The following is a 24,578-nucleotide window of genomic DNA, read 5'->3' on the forward strand; positions in this document are numbered from 1 at the left end:
CTATCGTTCCTCACGCTCCGCGTGGGAATGCAGTTCGTGACGCTCTGCGTCACACTCAGGTGCAGTAACCACCGGGCAGGGCAAAGAGCCGCACCTTGGGCAGGCGCGGCGTTTCAGGTCAGTTCAGGCCCAGTTTGCCGCGCAGGGTCGAGAGGTCTTCTGCCAGGGTGTTGACCGGGCCGACCAGGGCTTTGCGATCGTTTTCTTTGACTTTGTCGTAGGTTTCAAAGCCACCGTCCTTGGTCTTGTACTTGGCGAGGATCTTGTCCACGGTGGCGAAGTTCTTGTCGACTTTACTGGAGAAGGCCTTGTCCTGCTGTTCGATCTGCGGGCGGAACAGGTCGACGATTTTTTTCGCGCCGTCGATGTTGCCCTGGAAGTCATACAGGTCGGTGTGGCTGTAACGGTCTTCTTCGCCGGAGATCTTGGTCGCTGCCACTTCTTCGAGCAGGGCTGCTGCGCCGCCGACGACTTTTTCAGGCGGGAAGGTCAGGTCGGCCACGCGCTTTTCCAGGTCCTTGACGTCGCTCAACAGCTTGTCGGCGATAGGGCCCTGATCCTTCGTGGTGTTCTGCGAGAACAGCGCATATTCCAGACGATGGAAGCCGGTGAAGTCTTCCGCCGCCACGCCTTGTTCATGGTCGTCGACGCGTGAGTCGATGGAGGCGTCCAGGTCACTGAACAGTTCGGCAATCGGTTCTACCGACTCGTAGTACACGCGGGTAGGGGCGTAGAGCTTTTTGGCTGTCGCGATGTCGCCTTTCTTCACAGCATCGGTGAATTTCTGGGTGTGGCTGACCAGCTCTTCAATTTTCTCGGTCACGTAGATCTTGTAGTCCGACACCGGGCCTACCAGATCCAGCGGCGCGGTGGCGGCAAAGGCCGCCAGTGGGGTCTGGAGCAGGCCAAGGGTCAGGAGCAAAGCCAGGGGCGTCTTTTTCATGAGTGTCTTCCGGGTCAGGAGTGGATAGGTCATGCGTTTTTAGTGGGCGCTACGGCCGCCAGCAGCGAGCGACCGATGAAATCCTGGTCGCCGGTTACCCCCGGCAGGGTGAAGAAATAGCCGCCACCGACCGGTTTGAGGTATTCCTCCAGCGGCTCGCCGTTAAGCCGGCTCTGTACCGTAATGAAGCCTTTTTCCAGATCGGCCTGATAGCAGATGAACAGCAGGCCCATGTCCAGTTGCCCGTTCTTGTTCACCCCGTTGGAGTAATTGAACGGACGACGCAGGATCAGGTTGCGCTGGCTTTCGGCGGTACGCGGGTTGGCCAGGCGGATGTGCGAATCCAGCCGGGTTTTCTTGCCTTCCGGGTCTGCCGCGTAGTTGGGCACATCGCTCTCGACCTTGCCATCCATGGGCGCGCCGGTGCTTTTGCTGCGACCGAAAATTGATTCCTGCTCCTGCAACGGCGTGCGGTCCCAACGCTCGACGAAGTTGCGGATTATGCGCACCGCCTGATAGCTGCCATTGGCGGCCCAGGCCGGTTCGTCGCTGCCCGGTTGCACCCAGACCAGCTCGTTCATGGTCTTCTGGTTGTTGGAATCCGGGTTCGCCGAACCATCCCGGAAACCCAGGAAGTTGCGCGCGCTTTCTGGTGGCTGACCGGGTTTCTTCGGTGCCTGGGGCGGCACGGTGCCTTCCTGTTTCCAGCGCACCAGCAGCAGGTCGGGCAGGTTCTTGACGATGTCGCGCAGCGCATGGATGTTGCTGTCGGCGGTGTTGGCGCAGAACTGGATGCTCAGGTCGCCGTGGCAACTGGCCGGATCCAGCGCATCGTTGGGGAAACCGGTCATCCGGCTCAGGCGTTTCGGCTTGATCGGGGCCAGGCCGAAACGCTCATCGAACAGCGACTCGCCCACCGACACGGTGATGGTCAGGTTGTCCGGGGTCACCACCGGGCCGAGAATGCCCGAGTCCGGCGGTGGCAGTTTCGGATCGATCTCCGGCACCGGGCCACCGGTCATCAGGAACGCGATGCGCTCGTTCAGCGTGCGAAACAGGCGTTCCAGGTCCTCACGGTCGGCGGCCAGAACATCGAACGCCACCAGCATGCCCGCGGCCGGGCGCGGGTTGACGATGCCGCTCTGATGCACGCCGTGAAACGCGTTGTGGTCCTGCGTTTTCTCGCTGTTTGGCGCTTCGGCGACTTGTGCAGGTGCTGCGGCAAGTACGTTGCCGCTCAGGCTGCTGCCAGCCAGCGCGGCCCCTGCAGCGCCAAGCCCCATCAGCACGCGGCGGCGTTGCAGGGAGGCCGGAGCGTTGCTTGTGTCTGGATTGCTGTCCGGATTTTTCATCGTGCTGTGCTCCAGTAAATCAGAGGCCGGAGAGGCCGAGTGCCGGGTCGATGCCATTGAGCGCGTCAGCCAGAGCGCCAGCCTTGGCGGCGATCTGCTGACGCTGCGCCTCATCCACCTGATCGTAGGGGCGCACGCCACCATCGGCGCTGCTCAACGCATCGAGCGTGGTGTCCAGATCGGCCATGGCCGCGTCGATCTTCTGCAACAGATCGCCCGCACTGCGGGCCAGCAACGGACGCAGCAGGTCGACGATCTTGCGGGTGCCGTCCAGGTTGGCAGCAAAGCCGTTGAGGTCGCTGTGGCTGTAGCGTTCCTCTTCGCCGTTGCTGCGTACCTCAGCCAGGCTGCGCAGTGTGCGGGTGGCGATGGCCGCCAATTGCTCGGGCGCCAGCGATTGCGCCAGCAACTGTTGCTTGAGCTGGGTGACATCGGTTTGCAGACGCTGCGCGACCGGCGTCAGGCCCTCGACGCTGTGTTGCTCGAACAGGCCGTATTCAATGCGATGGAAACCGCTGAAGCCGGGGTCCTGTTCACGTTTCTCGTAGTAGTCGGCGCGGGCGTTGATTGCATTGTCCAGTTCGGCGAGACGTTGTGCAGCCGGTGCAATGCGCTGGTAGGCGGCGCGGGCGGGCAGGTAGGCCGCCTGGGCGGCGCTCAGGTCGCCGGCATCAATGGCCTGTTGCAGGGCGGTGACTGCCTTGATCAGCGCCGAACTCTGCAGGCTCAAGTACACGCGGTACTCGGAGAGCGGCCCGATGAAGGCGGTCATGGACGGACGCGCCTTGGCCTTGGCGTCGGACTCTGCCGTCGGCGTGACGTGCAAGGTGCCGCGCGGATTGCTCAGCAGACCGCAGGTAATCGTGTAATCGCCGGGTGCCAGGTTGGCATTGATCACCTGGCTCAGGCCCGGCGCGATGTTTTCCCGCTCTTCGATCACCAGCACGCCATCGAGAATTTCCCATTCGACGGCGCGCTCGGAGCGGTTGACGATGCGGAAGGCGTTGTTGCCCGCCGCGACCGTCAAGGCGTTCGGTTCGCAGTTGTGCGCGTGGATATTGACCACGGTTTCAGTTCCGGCATTGGCTGCGCGCTTTTTCGCGGCGACCTGCGAGGCGTAGTAGAACAGCCCGCCTGCGGCGATCATCAGGATCACTGAGCCGGCGACTGCCAATCGCAGGACACGGGGCGGCCGGGCTTTCCCGGAAGGCCCTGAGGGACGGTTAGACATGGAGGCCCTTATTCGTTCGTAACAGAAGAGGTGTTTGGCTGCATGACCTTGCCAGCGGTCGGGGTGTGCGGCTTGAAGAACAGCAGCAGCGCCCCGATCAGGTAAATCAGGTAGGCACTCAGAGTGCTGACCGTCGGCGCGTCCTGGTAACCGAACATGCCTGCCAGCACCGAACCGGCAGGGCCGTCCATCGGCAACCGTGCACTGATGTCGAAGACCACTTCCTGCAGGTGATTCCAGACCCCGGCTTCATGCAGTGCCTGAACGGAGTTGGCGAGAATGCCCGCCGCCACTACCAGAATGAACAGCCCGGTCCAGCGGAAAAACAGGCTCAGGTTGAGACGCATGCTGCCGCTGTAGATGGCCACGCCGAAACCGACCGCCAGCAACAGACCGAGCAGGGCGCCCAACGGCGCGCCGGAGCCTTCGCTCTGCTGGAACACAGCGAGCAGAAAGAATACGGTTTCCAGCCCTTCGCGGGCCACGGCGAAAAACACCATGGCGATCAGCGCGTAGGTCTGGTTTTTCGAGCCGGTGAGGGCCGCGTCGAGTGACTCATGCAGCGCGTGTTTGATCGATCGTGCCACCTTGCGCATCCAGAACACCATGGAACTGAGAATGCCAACGGCGATCAGGCCGACGATGCCTTCGAACAGTTCCTGCTGCTTCTGCGGAAACTCGGCGCTCATCAACTCAAGCCCGCCACCGACGAACAGCGACAGCGCGACAGCCAGAAATACGCCGATCCACACCGCAGGCATCCACTCGCCGCGGCCGGTCTGCTTCAGGTAACTGGCGATAATGCCAACGATAAGTGCGGCTTCGATGCCTTCGCGCAGCATGATCAAAAAGGGAACGAGCATATCTCACCGGGTCAAAGCTGTAGGGTGAATGTGTCTCGACGAGCCATCGGCCGGAAACACTGCGTAACATAATGATACTCATTCTTGAATGCGTGTAGTTGTTTTTTATCGGGATTGCGTTTTTGGCAGGTCGTTCAGCTCAGGTTCAGCTAATCGCTCGCGGTGTTTTGAACGTTCCGCGGCCTTCGACAATCAGCGATCATTTTCAACCCTCCTGTAAACCCTGGTTGCCGCTCTAATCTGGAAATCATCATGTCATCAGAATCAGACAGCACCGACCGCGAGCATGCCGAGGCGGTCGCGGCGCTTAGGTCTTTAGACCCGCAATGGCAGTCGCTGATCGACCAGGTCGGCCCTTGTCTGCATCCGGTCAGCGCAGCGCAGGACCCGTTTCAGGCGCTGGTCAAGGCCGTTGCCTATCAGCAATTGCATGCCAGGGCGGGCGATGCGATGGTCCTGAGATTGCGCTCCCTCTTTCCAGAGGTCAGCTTTCCGAGCGCCCCGGCACTGGTCGAGCTGGATGATCAGGCACTGCGTTCCTGTGGCTTCTCGGCGTCCAAATGCCGGGCGATCAAGGCGATTGCCGCTGCGCGGTTGGACGGTCTGGTGCCTGAGGTCAGTGCTGCGCTGGCGATGGGCAACGAGGCGCTGGTCGAACGCCTGATCCAGTTGCCGGGCGTGGGGCGCTGGACCGTGGAGATGATGCTCATCTATGGGCTCGGTCAGCTGGATGTGATGCCAGCCAGCGACTTCGGCGTGTGCGAAGGATACCGGCGACTGTATGCTCTGCAACTCAAACCGTCGCACCGGCAAATGGCCCGGCTTGCCGAACGCTTCGCGCCTTACCGAACCATTGCTGCCTGGTATCTGTGGCGAGTACCGGTCGATTTCAGCGAGCTCGGCTCATCTCGAATTTGAAAGCAAGACTCGGAGTGCCCAGTGGCTCCGACAGGCGCAGGCTTATCGAAACTCAAGGCAGGCTCGACCATGGACAGCACAGAAGGCACTCAAACGGCACGCGCCCTGCGCACTGAAGACGACCCGCGCTGGGACATCCTGGTCAATCGGCGTTCACACGCCGGCGCCGACTTCGTTTATGGCGTGCTGACCACCGGCATCTATTGCAAGCCATGCAGCCCGACCCGGCTGCCGCGTCCGGAAAACGTGGTGTTTTTTGATAATGCGCACGCCGCCGAGGCCGCCGGGTTTCGTCCATCCCTGCGCAATGCCGGCGACTCAAACGCGCTGCAACGCAAGCACGCAGAAGTCGTTGCCCAGGCCTGCAGACTGATCGATGCCGCCGATTCGATGCTCAATCTGACCGCGCTTGCGGAGCAGGTCGGGATCAGCGGTTTTCATTTCCACCGCATTTTCAAAAGACTGACCGGGCTGACGCCCAGGGCCTACAGTGTCGCCTCGTTACGTTCGCGGGTGAAAGTCCAGCTCTCACAGGACCTAAGCATTACCCGTGCGTTGTACGAGGCGGGCTACAACGCCAACAGTCGTTTCTATGAGGCTTCGCAGAACATGCTCGGCATGAAACCTTCCGAATACCGCGCGGGCGGCGCCAATGTCGATATCAGGTTCGCTCTGGGGGAAAGTTCGCTGGGTTCGATTCTGGTGGCCACCAGCAGCAAGGGCATCTGTGCGATTTCGCTCGGTGATGACCCGCATGCGCTGATCGAAGCTTTCCAGGACCAGTTTCCCAACGCCAACCTGATCGGTGCAGACGCCGCGTTCGAACAACTGGTTGCCGAGGTCGTGGGTTTTGTCGAATCACCTGCGACCGGCCTGGCGCTGCCACTGGATATCCGCGGCACGGTGTTTCAGGAGCGGGTCTGGCAGGCGCTCAGGGACATTCCTGCCGGATCGACGGCCACCTATACACAGATCGCGACGCAGATAGGGCTGCCCAGTGCAGTCCGTGCGGTGGCCAACGCCTGCGGTGCGAACAAGCTCGCGGTGGCGATTCCCTGCCACCGCGTGGTGCGCAGCGATGGATCGTTGTCGGGCTACCGCTGGGGCGTCGAGCGCAAGCGCAAGCTGCTTGAAATCGAAGCGGCCGAAGGGGCAGGGCTGTTTTCAGGGCGTTGAGCAGCAGCCCATTTTCTGCAGAATCCGATAGGCCAGTTTCACCCGCTCCTCGTTTGGGTAGTTTTTGTTGGCGAGGATGGCAATCCCCAACTGCTGCTCCGGAATGAACGCCACATAGCCGCCGAAACCGTTGGTTGATCCGGTTTTGTTGACCCAGACCGAAGATTGCGCTGCCTGCGGCGGTTCGATCATTTCGGCTTTGACCGTGTTCAGCATGGCGCTGGCATTGCCTTCAAGCAGCGTCTCCAGACGAACCGGCAGCGGATACTGCTCCCAGATCAGGTCCTGAGTCATGCCGCCGACCTTGAAATAGCCGGTCCGGGTATCGCGCAGGGCTTTTTGCAGCGCGGCGTCGTTTTGACCGAGGCCGATGTTCGCTTCGACGAAGCGTAGCAAGTCGCCGCTGCTCGATTTCACCCCGTAGGCCTCAGCCGCCAGCGGACCTGGATTGACCCTGACCGGCTCGTCGAGTTTGTTGTAGCCCTGTGCATACAGCGCCTGTTTTTCATCGGGCACGTCGATATAGGTATTACTCAGACCCAGGGCCGGAAACAGCCGCTGCTGCAGGGCCTGTTCATACGGCAGTTGCATGCTGCGCGCTGCAACCATGCCGAGCAGGCCCACACTGGGGTTGGCGTAGGTGCGATGGGTGCCGGATAGATATTCGGGCTGCCAGGCCTTGAAATATTCCATCAACTGAAGGGTGTTCTGCACTTTGTCCGGCACCTGAAGCGGGAAGCCGCCAGCCGTGTGGGTGCCCAGATGGAAAACCGGCACCTTGCCCAGCCGCGTGGTCTGCAACTGCGGAATATAGCTGTCGATGCTTTGCGTCAGCGACAGCTGCCCATTGGCCTGCGCCCAGGTAGCGAGGGTGGCGGTGAAGGTCTTGCTGATCGAGCCAAGTTCAAACAGCGTATCGCGGCTCACTGGCTGGCCGGTGGCTTTTGACGCGACGCCATAGGTGTAGAACTGCTGTTTGCCCTGGCGAGTGACGGCGATCGACAGGCCCGCGATCTGATTTTCCTGCATCACTTTACTGGCTTCTGCCTGCACGAATGCGTCGACAGACGCTGTGTCGTCGCCGGCAACAGCCAGCGCACTGACCAGCAGAAGTCCTGTGCAGAGCAGCGCTTCATTCCATTGCATCGGTTTACTCCTTGTTGTTTTGGGGCATGGGCCGATCATCAGAGAGCTTTCCTGGAAGCCCCACCGTGGTGGTCGGTCGTCAAAGGTTTGCGTAATATGCCCCCTTTTTTGCGCTTCCTCCATGGAGCGCCGCTCAGGTAACCCATGAAAACGATCCGTATACGTGCCGAAGTCCTGGCAGGCCTCACCACATCTTTTGCATTGGTGCCCGAGTGCATCGCCTTTGCGCTGGTCGCCCATCTCAATCCGCTGATGGGGCTCTACGGTGCGTTCATCATCTGTACGCTGACCGCGCTGTTCGGCGGGCGCCCGGGCATGGTGTCCGGTGCGGCCGGTTCCATGGCGGTGGTGATCGTCGCGCTGGTGGTTCAGCAGGGCGTGCAGTATTTGCTGGCGACCGTATTGCTGGGCGGTCTGATCATGATCCTGTTCGGCTTGCTGCGGCTCGGCAAACTGGTGCGGCTGGTGCCGTATCCGGTGATGCTGGGCTTCGTCAACGGCCTGGCGATCGTCATTGCGATGGCGCAACTTGAGCACTTCAAGGTCGGTGATTCGTGGCTCAGCGGTACGCCGCTGTACGTCATGCTCGGGCTGGTGGCGCTGACCATGGCGATTGTCTACCTGTTGCCACGCCTGACCCGCATTGCGCCGCCAGCGCTGGTGGCCATCCTCAGCGTCGGGCTGGCGGTGTACCTGCTCGGCCTGCCGACTCGCACCCTGGGCGACATGGCGCACATTGCCGGTGGCTTGCCGGTAATCGCCATGCCGGATATTCCGTGGAATCTTGAGACCCTGCGCATCATTGCCCCGTACGCCATTCTGATGGCGCTGGTCGGTCTGCTGGAAACCCTGCTGACCCTGAACCTGACCGACGAAATCACCGAAACCCGTGGTTATCCGGATCGCGAATGTGTAGCACTGGGCGCTGCCAACGTGGTGTCCGGTGCCTTCGGCGGCATGGGCGGCTGCGCGATGATCGGCCAGACCGTGATCAACCTCAGTTCTGGCGGCCGCGGTCGGCTGTCGGGCGTGGTCGCCGGCTTGATGATCCTGATGTTCGTGCTGTTTCTCTCGCCGCTGATCGAGCGCATTCCACTGGCGGCACTGGTCGGAGTGATGTTCGTGGTCGCCCAGCAGACCTTCGCCTGGGCCTCGTTGCGTGTGTTGCGCAAGGTGCCGGTCAACGATGTACTGGCGATCATTGCCGTGACCGTGGTCACGGTGCTGACCGATCTGGCCACCGCAGTGCTGTTCGGGATTATTATCGCGGCGATCAATTTCGCCTGGCAGCAGGCTCGCGAGCTGTACGCCGACAGCCATGTCGAAGCGGATGGCAGCAAGGTCTACCACCTGCATGGCACGCTGTTCTTCGCCTCGACCACACCGTTTCTCGACCAGTTCAACCCGGCCGAAGACCCGACTCAGGTGACTCTGGATTGCCGCCACCTGAGCTTTGTCGACTACTCGGCCATCGCTGCGCTCAAGACCCTGCGCGAGCGTTACGCCAAAGCGGGCAAGCATCTGCGTGTGGTCCACCTGTCCGAGCGCTGCAAGCGACTGCTCAAGCGTGCCGGCGTGCAGCATGCCTGAGTTGAGTTGATGAGTTGCGTTGCGCGACGCAGCCTCGTATAGGCTGGATGTCTTTTCTCCGATAGCGAAGGGTGTGTGCCTGATGGATGCCGTCTCTCCTCTGCAAGCCTACGAACGTGCCGTCCAGCGTGGTTTTCAACCCGACCAGGCGCAATTGCAGGCCGCCCGGCAGTTGCAGGCGTGTTACGAGGGGCTTGCCGACGCTCGCGGTCGGGCACGCGGCGTTTATCTGTGGGGACCGGTCGGGCGTGGCAAGACCTGGCTGATGGACCGCTTTTTCGAGAGCCTGAGCGTACCGGCCCGGCGTCAGCATTTTCATCACTTCATGCGTTGGGTGCACAAACGCATGTTCGAGTTGATGGGCACTTCCCAACCCCTGACTGTGGTCGCCAGGGAGCTGGCGCGTGACGTGCGGGTGATGTGTTTCGACGAGCTGTTCGTCACCGATATCGGCGACGCAGTGATCCTCGGCGGGCTGCTGCAGGTGATGTTCGAAGAGGGTGTGGTGCTGGTCTGCACGTCCAACCAGCCACCGGAGCAGTTATACAGCCACGGCCATAATCGCGAGCGCTTCCTGCCAGCGGTTGCGGCCATTCTCAAGTACATGGATGTCGTGGCGGTCGACGGCGGCGAGGATCACCGGCTGCACCCCGGGCAACTGCATCAGCGTTACTGGATTGCCGAAGCCGGTCGACCCAGCGCCTTGCAGGGCATCTTCGACGCGTTGAGCGCGGATCAGCCGGTTCACGATTCGCAGGTCATGCTCGGTTATCGCAGCATCAACGTGGTTCAGCATTCCGACACGGCCGTGTGGTGCCGCTATCGCGACCTTTGCGAACAGCCGCTGGCGGCCATGGATTTCATCGCCTTGTGCGATCGCTTTTCGGTGATTCTGCTCAGCGAGGTGCCGCTGCTGGGGGCCGCACAGCGCGAAGCGAAAATTGCCCGCGGCACCGAGGATGGCGTCGAGCAGGTGACCGCAGGCGATCGCGAGCTGCCGCAGTTGTCGCCCAACGATGATGGCGTGCGCCGTTTCATCGCGCTGGTCGACGAGTGCTATGACCGGCGCATTCCGCTGTATGTCGAAGCGCCGGTGCCGATGGACGAGCTGTACACCGAGGGCTACCTGTCGTTTGCCTTCCGGCGCACCCTCAGTCGACTTCAGGAAATGCAGCTGGAGCGTTTCACCGAGTCCTGACGCTCAGCTCGCGTCCCGGCGGCGCTGGGCCAGCATATGCTTGGCGCCTTCGATCATCAGGACCACCACGGCCAGCCAGATCGGCAGGTACGTCAGCCATTCATCGCGACTGATGCTTTCGCCCAGCAGCAGGGCGACGCCGACCAGCAGGATCGGCTCGACATAACTGAGCAGCCCGAACAGGCTGAACGGCAGCAGGCGGCTGGCAAGAATGTAACTGACCAGCGCCGAGGCACTGATCACCCCGAGCCGCGGAATCAGCAGGTACAACAGCGGTGCCTGCTGAATGGCCTGCGGATGGCCGTGGGCGATGAACCACAGGCCGATGGGCAGCATCAGCAGCATGTCGAACCAGAGCCCGCCGAGGTGATCGGTCTTGAGCTTGCGACGCAGCACGAAGTACAGCGGATAGCCGCCCGCGACCAGCAGGGTCTCCCAGGAGAAACTGCCCAGCCGCCACAGCTCATGCCCCACGCCGATCATGGCAAACACCGCAGCGACTTTCTGCAGGTAGGAGAGGTGCTCGCCATACACCACGCGGCCGGTGAGAATCATGCTCAGCGGCAGCAGGAAATAGCCCAGCGATACCTCCAGACTGCGCCCGTGCAGCGGTGCCCACATGAAGATCAGCAGCTGCGCACCGAGCAGCACCGAAGACAGCAGCAGGGCGAAGATCAGCAGCGGTTGCTGCCTGAGCCGGACAGCCACTTCGCGGACTCGCCGCCAGTCACCGCTGACCAGCATGAACAGCGTCGCGCATGGCACGGTGAGCAGCATGCGCCAGCCAAAGATTTCTTCACCGTCGAGCGGGGTCATCAGTGACGTATAGAAATACATGACCCCGAACAGCGTAGACGCCAGGACCGACAGCACCACACCTTTGTACACAACGGCCTCCGCAACAGCTGATTCGACAGATTACGCACCTGTCTGGTGCGCGTGCTCGCCAGTCTACTGGCCTGAGGTGCAAAAAGCTGCAAATCAGACGTCCCCCGCACGGCGATGGAACGAGCCTCCTTTAAGTGCATCAGAGGTTTTGGCTAATCGATCAGCTTTGTTAGGCTGTCGCGCTGGTCGGTGTGACCGTACTCGGCAAATTACAAGGAGCATGCATGACCTCTTTCAGCACCGCAGCCCAGGATGCCAAGGCTCGGGCGGAACAGTCTTCGACGCGTATCGCGTTTTTCATTGCCGGTTTCAGCGTGGCCTCGTGGGCGCCGCTGGTGCCTTACGTCAAACAGCGGATGGGCCTTGATGAGGGCACACTCGGGCTCTTGTTGTTGTGCCTGGGGGTGGGCTCGATCATTTCGATGCCGCTGGCGGGCGCACTGGCGGCGCGGTTTGGCTGTCGGCGCCTGCTGGTGTGTTCGACGCTGTTGATCTGCCTGTGCCTGCCGCTGCTGGCGACGATTTCCAGTCTGCCGTTATTGATAGCCACGCTGTTTCTGTTTGGTGCGAGCATGGGCGGAGTGGATTGCACGGCCAACGTGCAGGCGGTGATTGTCGAGCGCGCCAGCGGCAAGACGATGATGTCGGGTTTTCACGGCCTGTTCAGCCTCGGCGGGATTGTCGGTGCGGCGGGTGTCGCCGGCCTGCTCAGCCTGGGTATCTCGCCTTTTGCTGCGATGCTGATTGTGGTGGTGCTGACCCTGGCCGCGCTGGCGAAAGCGGCGCCAAATCTATTGCCCTATGGCAGTCCGTCCGATGGACCGGCCTTTGCGATTCCGCGTGGCGTGGTGCTGTTTATCGGCCTGCTGTGCTTCACCGTATTCCTGGCCGAAGGCGCGATGCTCGACTGGAGCGCGGTATTCCTGACCTCGTTGCGGGGGGTCGAGCCTTCCTATGCCGGGCTGGGTTATGCGGTATTCGCCGCGACCATGACCCTGGGACGGCTGTTTGGCGATGCAGTGGTAAAACGGGTCGGCTCCACTCGAGTGATCATTCTCGGCGGACTGTGTGCCGCGGCGGGCCTGGCCGTCGCGACATTGATCCCGTTCTGGCAGGCTGCGCTGCTGGGGTATGCACTGGTGGGGGCGGGTTGCTCGAACATCGTGCCGGTCTGCTACAGCGCAGCCGGTCGGCAGAAGACCATGCCTGAAAGCGTGGCCATCCCGGCCATTACCACAGTCGGCTACGCCGGGATTCTGATCGGTCCTGCGGCAATCGGTTTCATCGCCCATGTCAGCAGCCTTGAACTGGCGTTCATGATCGTCGCCGTGATGCTGGTAGGCGTGGCGATCGGCGGCAGCAAGCTCAGGACCTGATCGGTATTACAACCTGCGCGCCATCCCCGACACCCGGATCGAGCTTCCCGGTTGCTGCGGGATTTCGGCGCGCAGGCGCGATGGGCTGCCCATGTCCTCGCCCTGAATAATGTCTATCAAACCGCCATGCGGCCAGCCGATATCGCGCAGATAGCCGCCCAGTGCTGCTGTGGCCGCACCGGTGGCCGGGTCCTCGTAGACGCCGCCGAACGCAAACGGGTTGCGGGTGTGGAACAACTGATCGGTCTCGGCCCACGCCAGCAGAATCGTTGCCCAGCCTTCACGAACCATCAGGTCGTGACCCGCCTGCTGGTCGTAGCGCATGGCCTTGAGCCTGGCCCGGCTGTTCAGCGCCAGCAGCAGATGCCCGGCACCGCCATTGATATGCGCGGGGGTAATGCGCTCATCCAGATCGGCATGGCTATAGCCGAACAGCGCCAGGGCTTCTTCCAGCACCGGCGTACTGATCGGCTTACTGAAGGTAGGCGGCGATTGCAGCGCCGCCGACGTCAGCAAGCCCTGCGCGTGGCCCTCGACGGTAATCTGCGCCTGATTGAGTGTCAGCTGAAACACGCCATCGCCTTGCTGTGCCGCCAGCGCTGCGCCCAGGGCGATGGTCGCGTGCCCGCAAAAAGGTACTTCTGCCAGCGGCGAGAAATACCGCACCCGCCAGCCGCCTTCGACAGGCGCAGCGAACGCCGTTTCGGAAAAGCCGATGTCGGCGGCAATCTGCTGCATGACGGCATCATCGGGTAACGCATCGCCAATCCACACACCTGCCGGGTTGCCACCGCGATCGCCATCGCTGAACGCCGCCAGTTTGAGTACTTCAGTTGTCATCGTAGGTGTCCTTGCCTGGGTCAGTAGGGGACAGTGTGCAATGGCGAGGATTTGATTAGCCAGTGAGAACATTTGATGCACGGTATGCGTTTGCCTGATGCATTACACCTCGCACCTTGCCAGACGTCGCTGCACCAGGCGTTCACGCAGTGTGTCGTAGGCCCAGTTGAACAGCAGGGTGTAGGGCAGAAACATCAGCAGCAGGCCGATGTCCAGCCAGAACGCCTCCATCAGGCTGATCGTCAGCCACCATGCGGCCAGCGGCACCACGGCCAGAATCAGTCCGGCTTCGAAACCCGTTGCGTGCAGGACGCGGACCGTCAGGCTCATGGAAAATCCGTAGCGCTTGCGCAGGCGGTCGAACAGCGTGTTGTAGGTCATGTTCCACAGCATGGCGATGGTCGAGATCATCACCGTCATGGCGCCCATCATCGCCAGTGACTGGTTCATCAGCCAGGCCAGCAGTGGTGCGACCAGAATCACGCCGCCGACCTCGAACAGCGCGGCATGCAGTGCCCGCTCACGCAGGGTTTTGCTGGCGACGCCGGGGTGCTGGTCAATGTGCGGTTGGCTGTTACTCATACTACGCTGCCCTTGGTGCTGGTTGATGGCAGCATTATCATCGGTGTTTGCGTTAATCTGAAAATCAATACCATCGGTTAAACCGATTTGAGAGTGCCATGAGTTATTCACCCGAAGCCCTGGAAGCCTTCGCCCAGATTGCTGCGCTGGGTTCGTTCAGCGCCGCCGCACGCCGGCTGGGCAAGAGTCAATCGACCATCAGTGAAGCAATCGCCCGCCTGGAAATCGATCTGGGCCTGGAGCTGTTCGATCGTTCTTCCAGGCAACCGGTCCTGACCGAAGCGGGGAGGGTCATGCTGGGTCGTGTCGATGATCTGCTGTGCGCCTCGGACCGGCTGCGTCGCGCGGCTGCGCGGCTTGCGGCAGGCGTCGAGCCACGGCTGACGCTGGTGCTGTCGGATGCCAACCAGTTTGCCGATTTCGAACGGCTGATGACCGAGCTCGATCAACGCTTTCCAGAGCTGGAGATGGAATGCGTGTTCGCCGAGCATGGCGACGCCATCAGCCTGGTGCAGTCGGGGAGGGCGTCACTGGGGCTGCTGTCGGCACAAGCCAGCTATCCACCGGAAATCGGTCACGCGACCATCGATGAAAGTGCCGATTTCGGGCTGTTCGTGTCGCACAAACATCCGCTTGCCGCGCTGGAACGGGTCGATTACCAACAGCTGGCCCGCTATCGCGCCTTGCGCCTCAATACGCTGATCGAGCACAGCATCCCCACTGACGACCTGCCCACCAGCGGCCATCGGCATTGGTCGGCACCCAATTACCTGCTGTTGATGGACATGGCTGCGTTCGGGTTTGGCTGGTCGGCATTGCCGCGCTGGCTGGTGTCGCGCTACTCGGGCGGACTGCTGAAAGAACTGCAAGTCTCAGGCTGGCCACGGCGCTCGGCGGTGGACGTCATCTGGTCGTTCCAGCGCAGTCTGGGGCCTGCGGGGGCGTGGCTGCTGGAGTCGCTGGTACCGTTTGCGGGAGAGTGAGGCGGGTTTGCGCAATTTCCTCTACGCCACAAGCCCTTCCAAACCTCGCGACTGCACCAGAATCCCGCTATAAAGAGTGCCTGCAGCCCGACAGCAGAAGGAATAAGGCATGGCTTTCGATTGGCACTCCGACCTCATCACGCGTGACACGCCGGTGGATGACACCTATCGGAATACGCAGAACGTCAGGCGCTTCATGACCTTGCAGTGCGGGGCGTCGTTCAGGTTCGATCGGCCATTCATGGCGTGGATCAACAATGGCGAGCCCAAGAACATGGGGCAAGTCGCAGACCAATGGCTGCGCCTGCATGCCGCAGCCTCAGCATCGAACTGACATCGCTGCGGCGATGGGAGCGGTCCTGCAGGGTAAGTTTCTGTGCTGGTGAAGGCTGCTCACCAAATCGTCTCTCGCTCTGGTCTGGCGAGAACCAACAAATTACGAGCTCAAAACGCCATTATTTTTTGCATGCGAGTGGTTTTTCTCGTAGCGTGCTCGTGCCGCCCCGCATGACGGGAAAGCGGCGCAACCAATGCCTCAGGTGCCGCCGCTTTGACCCCGACAGATTTACAGCATCTCCAGAGCCGGCTAGCGGCTCTGGAGCAGGAAAACGCTTCGCTTAAAGAGAGCCTGAGCGTCACGGGGCGGGAGGCCGAATACGCCCTGGCGCAATCCCGGGAGCGTTATCGTTTTCTGTTCAACGCCATGGATGAAGGCTTTTGCATCATTGAATTCCTTGACGGGCCGCACGGTCCGCTGAGCGATTACATTCACGTTGAAGCCAACCCGGCCTATGAGTACCACGCCGGCATTTCCAACGTGGTGGGCAAGAAGCTGCGTGAGATGGTTCGCGAGGAGGCCGATGGCTGGGTGGAGTTTTACGGCGACGTGTTGCGGACCGGCAAGCCGATCCGTTTTGAACGCGAACTGGTGGCCACCGGGCGCTATCTGGCCTTGACCGCGTTTCGCATCGAGCCGGCCAGCCGTCGGCAGGTCGCTGTACTGTTTCAAGACATCACTGAACGCAAGCGCGCTGAACTGGCGCTCAAGCAGCTGAACGAGACACTGGAGGCGCGCATTGTCGAAGCAGTGGCCGAGCGCAATGTGCTGGCCGATGTCGTCAACGGCACCAATGCGATCATTCATGTCGTCGACTGCAATTTTCGCTGGATGGCCATCAATGGCGCGGCACTGCGCGAGTTCGAGCGCCTGTTCGGCATCCGGCCGCAAGTGGGTGACAGTATGCTCGACCTGCTCGACGACCGTCCGCAGAGCAAGGCTGATCTTGAAAGGCGCTGGACGCGCGCATTAGCGGGCGAAGAGTTCGCCGAAAGCGTCAGCTTCAGCGACTCGAACGATCCGGCCAGCCATTTTGAAATACGTTACAGCACGCTGCGCAATGCTCAGGGGCAGGCCATTGGCGCTTACCTGTTTGCCTACGATGTCAGCGAACGGCTGCGCGAGCAGGAGCGCCTGAGCCAGGCTGAAGAAGCCTTGCGCCAGTCCCAGAAAATGGAAGCCGTAGGCCAGTTGACTGGCGGTATCGCCCACGACTTCAACAACCTGTTGACCGGCATCACGGGCTCGCTGGAACTGCTCAAGACACGGGTGAGCCAGGGCCGTTTCAATGAACTGGATCGCTACCTAGGGGCTGCGCAGGATGCCTCCAAACGTGCGGCGTCACTGACTCATCGATTGCTGGCGTTTTCGCGCCGGCAAACCCTGGACCCCAAACCGGTCGACATCAACCGGCTGGTGATCGGCATGGAAGAGCTGATTCGGCGCACGGTCGGGCCGCACATCACTCTGGAAGTCGTGACCTCGGTCGGGTTGTGGTCAACCTTCATCGACGCGCCGCAACTGGAAAATGCCTTGTTGAACCTGTGCATCAACGCCAGGGACGCCATGCCGCGAGGCGGGCGGATCACCATTGAGACGGCCAACCGATGGATTGACGAGCGCGGTTCGCAAGGCCGCGACCTGATCCCCGGGCAGTACCTGTCGCTGTGTGTCAGCGACACCGGTACAGGCATGTCGCCCGAGGTCATCAATCGGGTATTCGACCCTTTCTTCACCACCAAGCCACTGGGGCAGGGTACGGGGCTGGGCTTATCGATGGTGTACGGTTTCGTGCGCCAGTCCGGCGGGCAGGTGCGCATCTATTCCGAGCCTGGTCAGGGCACGAACATGTGCCTGTACCTGCCGCGTCATTACCTCGGGGCGCCAGAAGAGATCGAGGCGGCAGATGCCTGTGGATCGGCGCCTGCACAGACCGAGCGCACGGTAATGATTGTTGACGATGAGCCGACCATCCGCATGTTGGTGGCTGAAGTGCTGGAGGATCAGGGCTACATTCCGATCGAGGCGGGCGAAGGTGCATCCGCGCTCAAGGTGCTGGAGTCCGATGCGCGTATCGACCTGCTGGTGACTGACGTCGGGTTGCCGGGTGGCATGAATGGCCGGCAATTGGCCGATGCTGCGCGCATCATTCGACCCGACCTCAAAGTGCTGTTCATCACCGGGTACGCAGAGAACGCCATCATTGGCAACGGCCATCTGGATCCGGGCATGTGGGTGCTCACCAAACCCTTCACCATGGAAGCGTTTGCCAGCCGCATCTACGAAATGATCGAGCGCGAAGACTGATTCCAGCAGCCGTCAGCGGGTGGGCGGCGCCTGGAATTCACCTTTGGACAAGCCTTCCACGTCATTGCCCATGCTGTCACGAATGCTCAGGTCTGCGCCCTTGTCGGTCAGTTCCTTGAGCACTTCAGTGCGTTTGAACAAGGCGGCGTACATGGCGGCGGTCTGTCCGGCATTGTTGGTGAGGTTCGCACCACAATCTGCCTGCACCAGACGCTTGGCGATGCTCAGTTCACCCTTGAAAATCGCACCCATCAGCGCCGTATTGCCGCGATTGTCCTTGGCGCAGGGGTCTGCTCCGGCGTCTATCAGGCGTATCACCGAGTCTTCATGGCCGTGATAGGCCGCCAGAATCAGACCGGTATAGCCTTGTTCGTCACGGATATTGAGGTCGTAATGAGCTTCGATAAAGGTGTCCAGCATCGGGTTGTTGCCTTCACGGGAGGCATCGAAAAACAGCGTGCGCAGCTGGCTGGCAGTCTGTTCGGCGCTCAGCTCTGAAGGCGCTGGAGTGGGAGTGGGTGTCGGTGGTGTGGCGTTTGCGGCTGCGGCAAACAGCAGCAAGCCATAGATCAGATGCTTCATGGAGCGTTCTCCTGACGGGAACCGTCCCGGCGACAGAGCACCGGGACGGGGTATCAGATCATCAGTCCTTGAGGCTTGCAGCCAGGGACTTGACCTTGCTCAGATCGCCTTTGGCGACTTCGGCTACCCGAGTGCCGTAGTCCGGATCTGCCTTGTACAGGTACGACAGCATGATGTTCTTGCTTTCAGTGTCGGTGTCGGCCAGCGACTCGCCAAAGCTCTGCACCAGGTCAGTCTTCTCTTTCGCGCTGTAGGAGCGATACAGATCACCCGCCTGCTTGAAGTTCTGCTCACGCGTGATCTTCGCCTGCTGGGTAGTGCCGCTGAGCGGCAGCTGGCTGTAACGCGCCTTGTCATCCGCTGGACGCGGTTCCAGACGGCTCGGCTCATAGTTGACGCCGCTGGTGGTGTGGCCGGTATTCAGCGCACCGTCCTGATTGCCGTTGTTGACCGCAACCTTGGGCTGGTTGACGGGCAGGCTCAGGCCATTGGCGCCAAGGCGATACATCTGGGTGTCAGCGTAGGAGAACACACGGCCCTGCAACAGGCGGTCCTCGGAAGGTTCGATACCTGGAACCAGGTTGGCCGGGGCCATGGCGACCTGCTCGGTTTCCTGGAAGAAGTTATCGACGTTCTTGTTCAAGACCATCTGCCCGATCTTCTTCTCGGGAACGTCCGGCCAGATCTTGGTGGCGTCCAGTGGATCGAAGTCGAATTTCGCCAGCTCTTCAGGTTTGAGGACCTGAACGTACAAATCCCATTTCGGGAAGTCACCCTTTTTGATCGCGCCGACCAGATCGTTGGTCAGGTGGCTGTAATCCTTGGACTGGACCTGAGCGACTTCCTTGGGATCAAGGTTCTTGAGGCCCTGCAGGGATTTCCAGTGGAACTTCACGTAGTGCACTTCGCCCTTGGCGTTGACCAGTTTGTAGGCGTGTACACCGTTGCCGTCCATGAAGCGATAGCCCGCTGGGGTGCCCTCGTTCGAATACAACAGGGTCAGCGTACGGGTGGCTTCCGGTACGTGGGAGAAGAAGTCGAAGCGACGCGAATCGTTGTCCAGGTTGGTACGCGGGTCAGGTTTGAACGCGTGGACCATGTCCGGGAACTTGATGGCGTCACGGATGAAGAAGGTCGGGAAGTTGTTGCCCACCAGGTCCCAGTTGCCGTCAGCCGTGTAGAACTTGGTGGCGAAGCCATGCGGGTCGCGCAGGGTTTCCGGCGAGTGATTGCCGTGAACCACGGAGGAGAAGCGTACGAATACCGGGGTCTTCTCACCGGATTTGAACACGGTCGCCTTGCTCAGGTCGCTGATGTCGGCCGAGGCCGTGAACTCGCCTTTGACGCCGGTGCCACGGGCATGCACGACGCGTTCAGGAATGCGTTCGCGATCAAAGCGCTGCAGCTTTTGCAGCAGTTGCACGTCTTGCAGCAGGACAGGCCCTTGGGCGCCTGCGGTCTGAGAGTTCTGATTGTCGCCGACGACGGCGCCATTGTCGCGGGTCAGGGTGTCAGCGGCATAAACGGTCGGAACAGTAATCAGACCGGCTGCAGTTAAACACACCATGTGTCTGGACCAGTTTAATAACGGCATTTTGAATCCCTCATATTTTTAGTAGGCCGGGTTATCTTAGGCGCGTGAGGGAAACACAGTGATTATAAAAATGTATCGGGGCGATTGAGATAAATACTCGGGCAAAAGGTAGACCCGGTAAAGAATGTTTGTACCCGTTGATATGGTGCACTGAGGGCACGTTCATATGCGGTGGATCAAGTTATATTTTCCTGCCTTCTCTAGTTATGCATCTCATTGAAAATATTTGATTTTTATTAAATGTCGGCAGTCATTAAATACGCTGTTTTTCTCCGTGTTCAGGTCAATGTGAATCATTATCAGCTTTATTGTCTGGTAGCACTACAGATGGCCGTGATGTGCGCTGGTACGATCGTACTGATACTTGTGGCCATCTTGTCAGTAGGTGGCTATTTGATATTCTTTTTCCAGGTCATCGTATAAGTTGTAACTAAGGTGCCGCGCTGCAGAATGCTGGCAATATGACAATATCGGTCTTGAATGCCTCGACGCGCTATCATGTGGCCACATTCTGTACAGGCACACCTCTTTAATGGAGCCCCTTGTCCCATGCCAACGATCATGCTGCTACACACCCCGCCGCCGGAATTCATCCGTAGCCAGATCCAGCAGATGGTCGTCGATTACGTGACTGACATCAGCCTGGTAGCCATCGCGCCGAGCAACCCGCTGTACAACCTTTACCAGTACGGCGTGGGGTACGAGGTGCATCTGTACCTGAATGCCATGGACGGTTCGCAGCAGCTGGCCGTGGAGCTGATCGTCGCGCTGGACGACGAGGACCCTGAAACCGTATTGGGTTTTTTGCTGTACCTGCCTGTGCAGGATGATCCGCAGGCCTGCGCCGTAGCTTACATGGCGGTGCGCGACAGCCACCGCCGTCAGGGCATCGCACGCTCGATGCTGGAGAAAATGACCAGTCGCTATCCGCACGCAGAGCTGTATTGCGTGGTCGGCAAAGTCGCGTATTTCGAGGCGATGGGTTTTCAGGTGCTGGGTGCGCGTGGTCCGCAGGTCATCATGAACACGCGTGATCACGGTACTGACGGCTTGCTTGCGGTCATGGATATCGCGCCGATCTACAACTCGGTGGAAGTGCGGCAGATCCACGCTTATTTGCTCAAACAGCATGGCAACAGCGCGATGGTCGATGCGGAGAAGCAACGCGACCGCCATCTGGACCGCATGGCCCTTGAAGCGAGAACGTTCGCCGAGCAACGTCTTGGCAACGATGGCCTGGCAGACGGCGTGTCGCAAACGTTGCGCCTGCACTGATTAAAGAAGAGCGTGCGAACGAGGCAGGACCGATAGAGGGCATTAGTTGCACACGTGCGACTTGTCAAAGCTCTTTTTATCAAAAAGCGAGGAGGCCGTGGAACGATCCAAATGAGGTGAAGTCATTATGACATCATCGCTGTTTGATCAACTCATTCCGGCACTGACACCACTCCTCATTCAGCAACAGGTAAGCCCCATGAACGTCCTGCGTCAGTCCAAGTTTTCCACCAAGCTGCTCTCTGCTTTCATCATCTGTGCATTGATTACGCTGGCCGTCGGCGCTCTGGGAATGGTGGGCGTGACCCGCCTGGCCAACGCCCTTGAGCTGACCTTCTCCAACAACCTTGTATCGGTCAGCAACACCAACGAAGCGCTGACCAGCTTTACCGCTCACAACCGCGGGTTGTACCGTTTGCTGGATGCGCAGGATGGCGGTGTCTCCGAAACGGACAAGGATCGAGTTCGTCAGGCGTTGAGTGATGACCTGGCCCGTGCGCAAAAAGTGTTCGCGATCTACCGTGCCACGCCTCTGGAAGATGACGAGCGCGCTGCCGGTGATCAGTTGGAACTGATGCTGCCCGCTTACATTTCCGGCTCTCAACAGGTTGTCGACCTGATGAAGGCAGGTAATTACGAGGCTGCCCGGACCCAGTTGAACAGCCTGTCCTCGGAAAGCTTTACCAAGGTGCGCAGTTACATGCGCGTCATGATCGACTCCAACAATCGTCAGATCAAGGAAGGCGCAGCCGCTGCTGCCGACCTGAAGGCCAGTTCGGTATTGATGCTGGAGATTGGTGTGGTGATCGCGTTTCTGGTGGCGATCATGCTGGGCGTGCTGATTACCCGCATGATCACCCGTCCTTTGGCTGTCGCAGTCGCCAGTGCTCAGCGCATTGCGGGCGGTGACCTGACTCAGCCTATTGTTTCTACCAGTGGCGATGAGGCCGGACAACTGTTGAACGCGCTGTCCGATATGCAGGGCGGTCTGAAAAACACCATTCAACAGATTGCCAGTGCCTCGGACCAGCTGGCTTCCGCTGCCGAAGAGCTGAGCGCCGTCACCGATGAAAGCACCCGCGGGCTGACTCGCCAGAACGACGAAATCCAGCAGGCGGCAACAGCCGTCAATCAGATGACTGCCGCGGTGGAAGAAGTGGCGCGCAACGCGGTGTCCACGTCTGAAGCGTCGAAGTCCGCTACAGACGATGCGGTCGATGGCCGTGGTCAGGTCGATCACACGGTCAAGGGCATCACCACCATGGTCCACGAGATCACCGCATCCACTGGCGCTGTCTCCGAGCTGGCCGGGCATGTGCGGGAAATCAGCAAGGTGCTTGACGTGATTCGCAGTATCGCCGAGCAGACCAACCTGCTGGCCTTGAACGCCGCTATTGAAGCTGCACGTGCTGGCGAGCAGGGCCGTGGTTTTGCGGTGGTGGCTGACGAGGTTCGGGCCCTGGCGCACCGTACCCAGGCATCGACAGTGGAAATCGAAGGCATGATCAGCACCGTGCAGTCGGGTGCCGACGGCGCGGTTGCGGCGATGGGCAAGAGCCTGTCGCTGGCCACCAACACGCAGGAACTGGCCCTGCGTGCGGGCGCGGCGCTGGAGAAAATCACCTTGGGTGTAGCCACCATCAACGAGCGCAATCTGGTCATTGCTTCCGCCTCGGAAGAGCAGGCCCAAGTGGCCCGCGAGGTAGACCGCAACCTGATCAATATTCAGGACCTGTCGACCCAGAGCGCTGCCGGTGCCAACCAGACCAGCGCGTCCAGTCAGGAACTGTCGCGACTGGCCACTTCGTTCAACTCACTGGTTGCCAACTTCAAGCTGTAAGTCGTCCTCACGAGGCATTGTCTGGCGCACGTCTGGGCCCGATCGGTTGTTAAATTCCGGTCAGGCATAAAAAAGGCGTTGCGCCCGACCGGGTCATTTCGCGCATCATAGGCGGACTCAGCCCGAGAGAGACTTTTCATGCCTGTCATTCATTACCTTCTGCGCCTGTCGCTCCCGCGAGTGTCGATATCCTTTCTGGCCTTGTTGTGCTCTGGCGTGTTTGCCAGTGCTGCGCTGGCCGGCGACGAAACGCAATTGATCGAATCCCTCAATGCCTATCGCGGCCAGGCGCAGCGCTGCGGCGAGCAGGTGTCCATGGAACTGCCGCCGCTGACCAGCGACGCGCGTCTGGTGCTGCCGGCCAGTGGCAATCTGGACCTGCAACAGGCGCTGACCCGTGCTTCCTATCCGATGGTCACTGTGCAGGCGATAAGCCTGTCCGGTCCGAACAATGCAGACGCTGCACTCAAGGCGGTGCTGGAGAGTTTCTGCCGCGTGGTGCTGGACCCGCAATTCGTCGACATCGGGGTCAGCCGCGAAGGGCGAGACTGGCGTATCGTGCTGGCGCGCTCGCTGGTCGCGTCGCGTCTTGGCGATTGGCAGGCAGAGGGGCAAAAGATTCTGGGCATGATCAACAATGCCCGCACTCAGGCACGCCAGTGCGGCACACAATCCTTCGCCGCTACCACGCCGCTGGCCTGGAACCTGGTGCTGGGGACCGCTGCGCAACGTCATTCCCAGGCGATGGCCAATCAAAACTTTTTTGACCACAAGGATCGCGACGGCCGCACGCCTGGCGACCGCGCCGAACTGGCCGGGTATGTGGGTCAGCAGGTGGGCGAGAACATTGCCGCCGGCCAGGACAGTGCGCGCAAGGTCGTGGATGGCTGGCTGCTGAGCCCGGGCCACTGCGCCAACCTGATGAATCCGGATTTCCGCGAGCTGGGCGCAGCCTACGCAATGGACCCCAAAAGTGACGCAGGAATTTACTGGACGGCAATGTTCGGCACGCAGCAGTAGCGTCTGGCGCTGCGCTGGTAACCTGGAATCAGAAGCGGAATGCCTGACGGCCGATCAGCAACCATTGGCCGTTCTGCTTTTGCCAGATTTGGAAGTTCTCGATTTCAGTCGGCACAAGCTTGCCGCTGTTCACCGCCTGAGCCGAAAAGTGATTGCGCACCAGTGCCACGTCGCCGGACAGGGTGATCTTTTGATTGAGCATCTTCAGGTCATTGAAGGCGCTCTTGCCGGTTTCGATGTCCGCAATGAATGCCTTCTTGTCCTGGATAGTACCGCTGGAGTGACCATACGTGAGGTTGTCGGCGGTCAGCGCATCGAGTTGCGCTATGTCCTTGTGCCACATGGCTTGTGTCAGTTTGTCTACGGCATTGGCGACATCGGTCTCGTCGGAAGGCGAGGCCGCGACGTAACCGGTGAACAGGCACAGAAACCCCATCAGCAGTGTCAGCTTTTTCATGTTCATCCCTTTTCTTGTGATTATTGAAGGTGAGCGAAACCGGCTCAGATGACAGAATTCATCTGTCGTCGTACAACTTA

Annotated in this window: 22 protein-coding genes and 1 pseudogene; 12 read left to right on the forward strand and 11 right to left on the reverse strand. The window is 60.4% G+C overall.

The window, feature by feature from the left end; genetic code table 11:
- Nucleotides 1-118 precede the first annotated feature (118 nt).
- From efeO (QRN50_RS25345) to efeU, 4 genes are read right to left on the reverse strand one after another with little or no spacing between them, the layout of a single operon-like run.
- Nucleotides 119-943 (reverse strand): iron uptake system protein EfeO, encoded by an 825-nt coding sequence (efeO, locus tag QRN50_RS25345; protein WP_096127317.1) that lies wholly within the window; start codon nt 941-943, stop codon nt 119-121.
- A gap of 29 nt (nt 944-972) precedes the next feature.
- Nucleotides 973-2,295, reverse strand: a complete 1,323-nt coding sequence (gene efeB / locus QRN50_RS25350) for an iron uptake transporter deferrochelatase/peroxidase subunit (protein WP_054092391.1) — start codon at nt 2,293-2,295, stop codon at nt 973-975.
- 19 nt (nt 2,296-2,314) lie between these two features.
- Nucleotides 2,315-3,526, reverse strand: a complete 1,212-nt coding sequence (efeO, locus tag QRN50_RS25355) for an iron uptake system protein EfeO (protein ID WP_011268391.1) — start codon at nt 3,524-3,526, stop codon at nt 2,315-2,317.
- Nucleotides 3,527-3,534: 8 nt separating this feature from the next.
- Nucleotides 3,535-4,389, reverse strand: coding sequence for an iron uptake transporter permease EfeU (gene efeU / locus QRN50_RS25360; RefSeq protein ID WP_011268390.1), 855 nt, complete (start codon nt 4,387-4,389; stop codon nt 3,535-3,537).
- Nucleotides 4,390-4,641: 252 nt separating this feature from the next.
- Between efeU and QRN50_RS25365 the strand changes: the two genes are divergently transcribed.
- Complete coding sequence (locus tag QRN50_RS25365; RefSeq protein WP_024661105.1) at nt 4,642-5,307, forward strand: DNA-3-methyladenine glycosylase family protein; 666 nt, start codon at nt 4,642-4,644, stop codon at nt 5,305-5,307.
- Nucleotides 5,308-5,376: 69 nt separating this feature from the next.
- Nucleotides 5,377-6,483 carry a bifunctional DNA-binding transcriptional regulator/O6-methylguanine-DNA methyltransferase Ada gene (ada, locus tag QRN50_RS25370; RefSeq protein ID WP_024642580.1) on the forward strand — a complete coding sequence of 369 codons (1,107 nt, stop codon included), beginning with the start codon at nt 5,377-5,379 and terminating at the stop codon, nt 6,481-6,483.
- Here the strand turns inward: ada and ampC are convergent.
- Complete coding sequence (gene ampC / locus QRN50_RS25375; RefSeq protein WP_032654989.1) at nt 6,472-7,629, reverse strand: class C beta-lactamase; 1,158 nt, start codon at nt 7,627-7,629, stop codon at nt 6,472-6,474. The two genes, ada and ampC, sit on opposite strands and share 12 nt — an antisense overlap.
- A gap of 144 nt (nt 7,630-7,773) precedes the next feature.
- Here ampC and QRN50_RS25380 point away from each other — a divergent pair, with 144 nt between their 5' ends.
- Together QRN50_RS25380 and zapE are read left to right on the forward strand one after the other, a co-directional pair.
- Entirely contained in the window at nt 7,774-9,219 is a 1,446-nt protein-coding gene (locus QRN50_RS25380; RefSeq protein WP_032654986.1) for a SulP family inorganic anion transporter, read from the forward strand.
- Between the two features lie 82 nt (nt 9,220-9,301).
- On the forward strand, nt 9,302-10,417 hold the full coding sequence (zapE, locus tag QRN50_RS25385; protein WP_004410979.1) for a cell division protein ZapE: 1,116 nt from the start codon (nt 9,302-9,304) through the stop codon (nt 10,415-10,417).
- 3 nt (nt 10,418-10,420) lie between these two features.
- Here zapE and rarD read toward each other — a convergent pair whose 3' ends face one another.
- On the reverse strand, nt 10,421-11,305 hold the full coding sequence (rarD, locus tag QRN50_RS25390; protein WP_096127316.1) for an EamA family transporter RarD: 885 nt from the start codon (nt 11,303-11,305) through the stop codon (nt 10,421-10,423).
- 224 nt (nt 11,306-11,529) lie between these two features.
- Between rarD and QRN50_RS25395 the strand changes: the two genes are divergently transcribed.
- Nucleotides 11,530-12,681 carry an MFS transporter gene (locus QRN50_RS25395; RefSeq protein WP_003403811.1) on the forward strand — a complete coding sequence of 384 codons (1,152 nt, stop codon included), beginning with the start codon at nt 11,530-11,532 and terminating at the stop codon, nt 12,679-12,681.
- Between the two features lie 6 nt (nt 12,682-12,687).
- Here the strand turns inward: QRN50_RS25395 and QRN50_RS25400 are convergent, their stop codons facing one another.
- Together QRN50_RS25400 and QRN50_RS25405 are read right to left on the reverse strand one after the other, a co-directional pair.
- Nucleotides 12,688-13,521 carry a PhzF family phenazine biosynthesis protein gene (locus QRN50_RS25400; protein ID WP_096127315.1) on the reverse strand — a complete coding sequence of 278 codons (834 nt, stop codon included), beginning with the start codon at nt 13,519-13,521 and terminating at the stop codon, nt 12,688-12,690.
- A 102-nt stretch (nt 13,522-13,623) separates the two neighbouring features.
- Nucleotides 13,624-14,103 (reverse strand): multidrug/biocide efflux PACE transporter, encoded by a 480-nt coding sequence (locus tag QRN50_RS25405; protein WP_003403809.1) that lies wholly within the window; start codon nt 14,101-14,103, stop codon nt 13,624-13,626.
- Between the two features lie 98 nt (nt 14,104-14,201).
- Between QRN50_RS25405 and QRN50_RS25410 the strand changes: the two genes are divergently transcribed.
- The 3 genes from QRN50_RS25410 to QRN50_RS25420 all read left to right on the forward strand — a co-directional run bounded on the left by QRN50_RS25410 (nt 14,202) and on the right by QRN50_RS25420 (nt 17,730).
- Complete coding sequence (locus tag QRN50_RS25410) at nt 14,202-15,086, forward strand: LysR family transcriptional regulator (protein WP_003403808.1); 885 nt, start codon at nt 14,202-14,204, stop codon at nt 15,084-15,086.
- A 109-nt stretch (nt 15,087-15,195) separates the two neighbouring features.
- Nucleotides 15,196-15,420 carry a DUF6434 domain-containing protein gene (locus QRN50_RS25415; protein WP_011268383.1) on the forward strand — a complete coding sequence of 75 codons (225 nt, stop codon included), beginning with the start codon at nt 15,196-15,198 and terminating at the stop codon, nt 15,418-15,420.
- Between the two features lie 216 nt (nt 15,421-15,636).
- The gene (locus QRN50_RS25420) at nt 15,637-17,730 is read left to right on the forward strand and encodes a hybrid sensor histidine kinase/response regulator (protein WP_060400574.1); all 2,094 of its coding nucleotides are present in this window, start codon (nt 15,637-15,639) and stop codon (nt 17,728-17,730) included.
- Between the two features lie 12 nt (nt 17,731-17,742).
- On the opposite strand, the gene QRN50_RS25425 is transcribed toward QRN50_RS25420, so the two are convergent.
- Entirely contained in the window at nt 17,743-18,312 is a 570-nt protein-coding gene (locus tag QRN50_RS25425) for an ankyrin repeat domain-containing protein (RefSeq protein WP_011268381.1), read from the reverse strand.
- 61 nt (nt 18,313-18,373) lie between these two features.
- On the reverse strand, nt 18,374-19,879 hold the full coding sequence (gene katB / locus QRN50_RS25430; protein ID WP_024638661.1) for a catalase KatB: 1,506 nt from the start codon (nt 19,877-19,879) through the stop codon (nt 18,374-18,376).
- Nucleotides 19,880-20,455: 576 nt separating this feature from the next.
- Between katB and QRN50_RS25435 the strand changes: the two genes are divergently transcribed.
- The 4 genes and pseudogenes from QRN50_RS25435 (at nt 20,456) to QRN50_RS25445 (ending at nt 24,041) form a co-directional block, all read left to right on the forward strand.
- Nucleotides 20,456-21,181, forward strand: coding sequence for a GNAT family N-acetyltransferase (locus tag QRN50_RS25435; RefSeq protein ID WP_003403793.1), 726 nt, complete (start codon nt 20,456-20,458; stop codon nt 21,179-21,181).
- 199 nt (nt 21,182-21,380) lie between these two features.
- Nucleotides 21,381-22,163 (forward strand): annotated as a pseudogene (locus QRN50_RS26120) (MCP four helix bundle domain-containing protein); the annotation flags it as partial.
- Entirely contained in the window at nt 22,158-23,021 is an 864-nt protein-coding gene (locus tag QRN50_RS26125; RefSeq protein ID WP_404944258.1) for a methyl-accepting chemotaxis protein, read from the forward strand. The pseudogene QRN50_RS26120 and the gene QRN50_RS26125, both read left to right, overlap by 6 nt.
- 138 nt (nt 23,022-23,159) lie before the next feature.
- Entirely contained in the window at nt 23,160-24,041 is an 882-nt protein-coding gene (locus QRN50_RS25445) for a CAP domain-containing protein (RefSeq protein ID WP_024642587.1), read from the forward strand.
- A 28-nt stretch (nt 24,042-24,069) separates the two neighbouring features.
- Here QRN50_RS25445 and QRN50_RS25450 read toward each other — a convergent pair whose 3' ends face one another.
- Nucleotides 24,070-24,498, reverse strand: a complete 429-nt coding sequence (locus QRN50_RS25450; protein WP_032607810.1) for a nuclear transport factor 2 family protein — start codon at nt 24,496-24,498, stop codon at nt 24,070-24,072.
- Nucleotides 24,499-24,578 lie beyond the last annotated feature (80 nt).

Source organism: Pseudomonas sp. MEJ108, assembly GCF_030208985.1.
Taxonomy (GTDB): domain Bacteria; phylum Pseudomonadota; class Gammaproteobacteria; order Pseudomonadales; family Pseudomonadaceae; genus Aquipseudomonas; species Aquipseudomonas fragariae.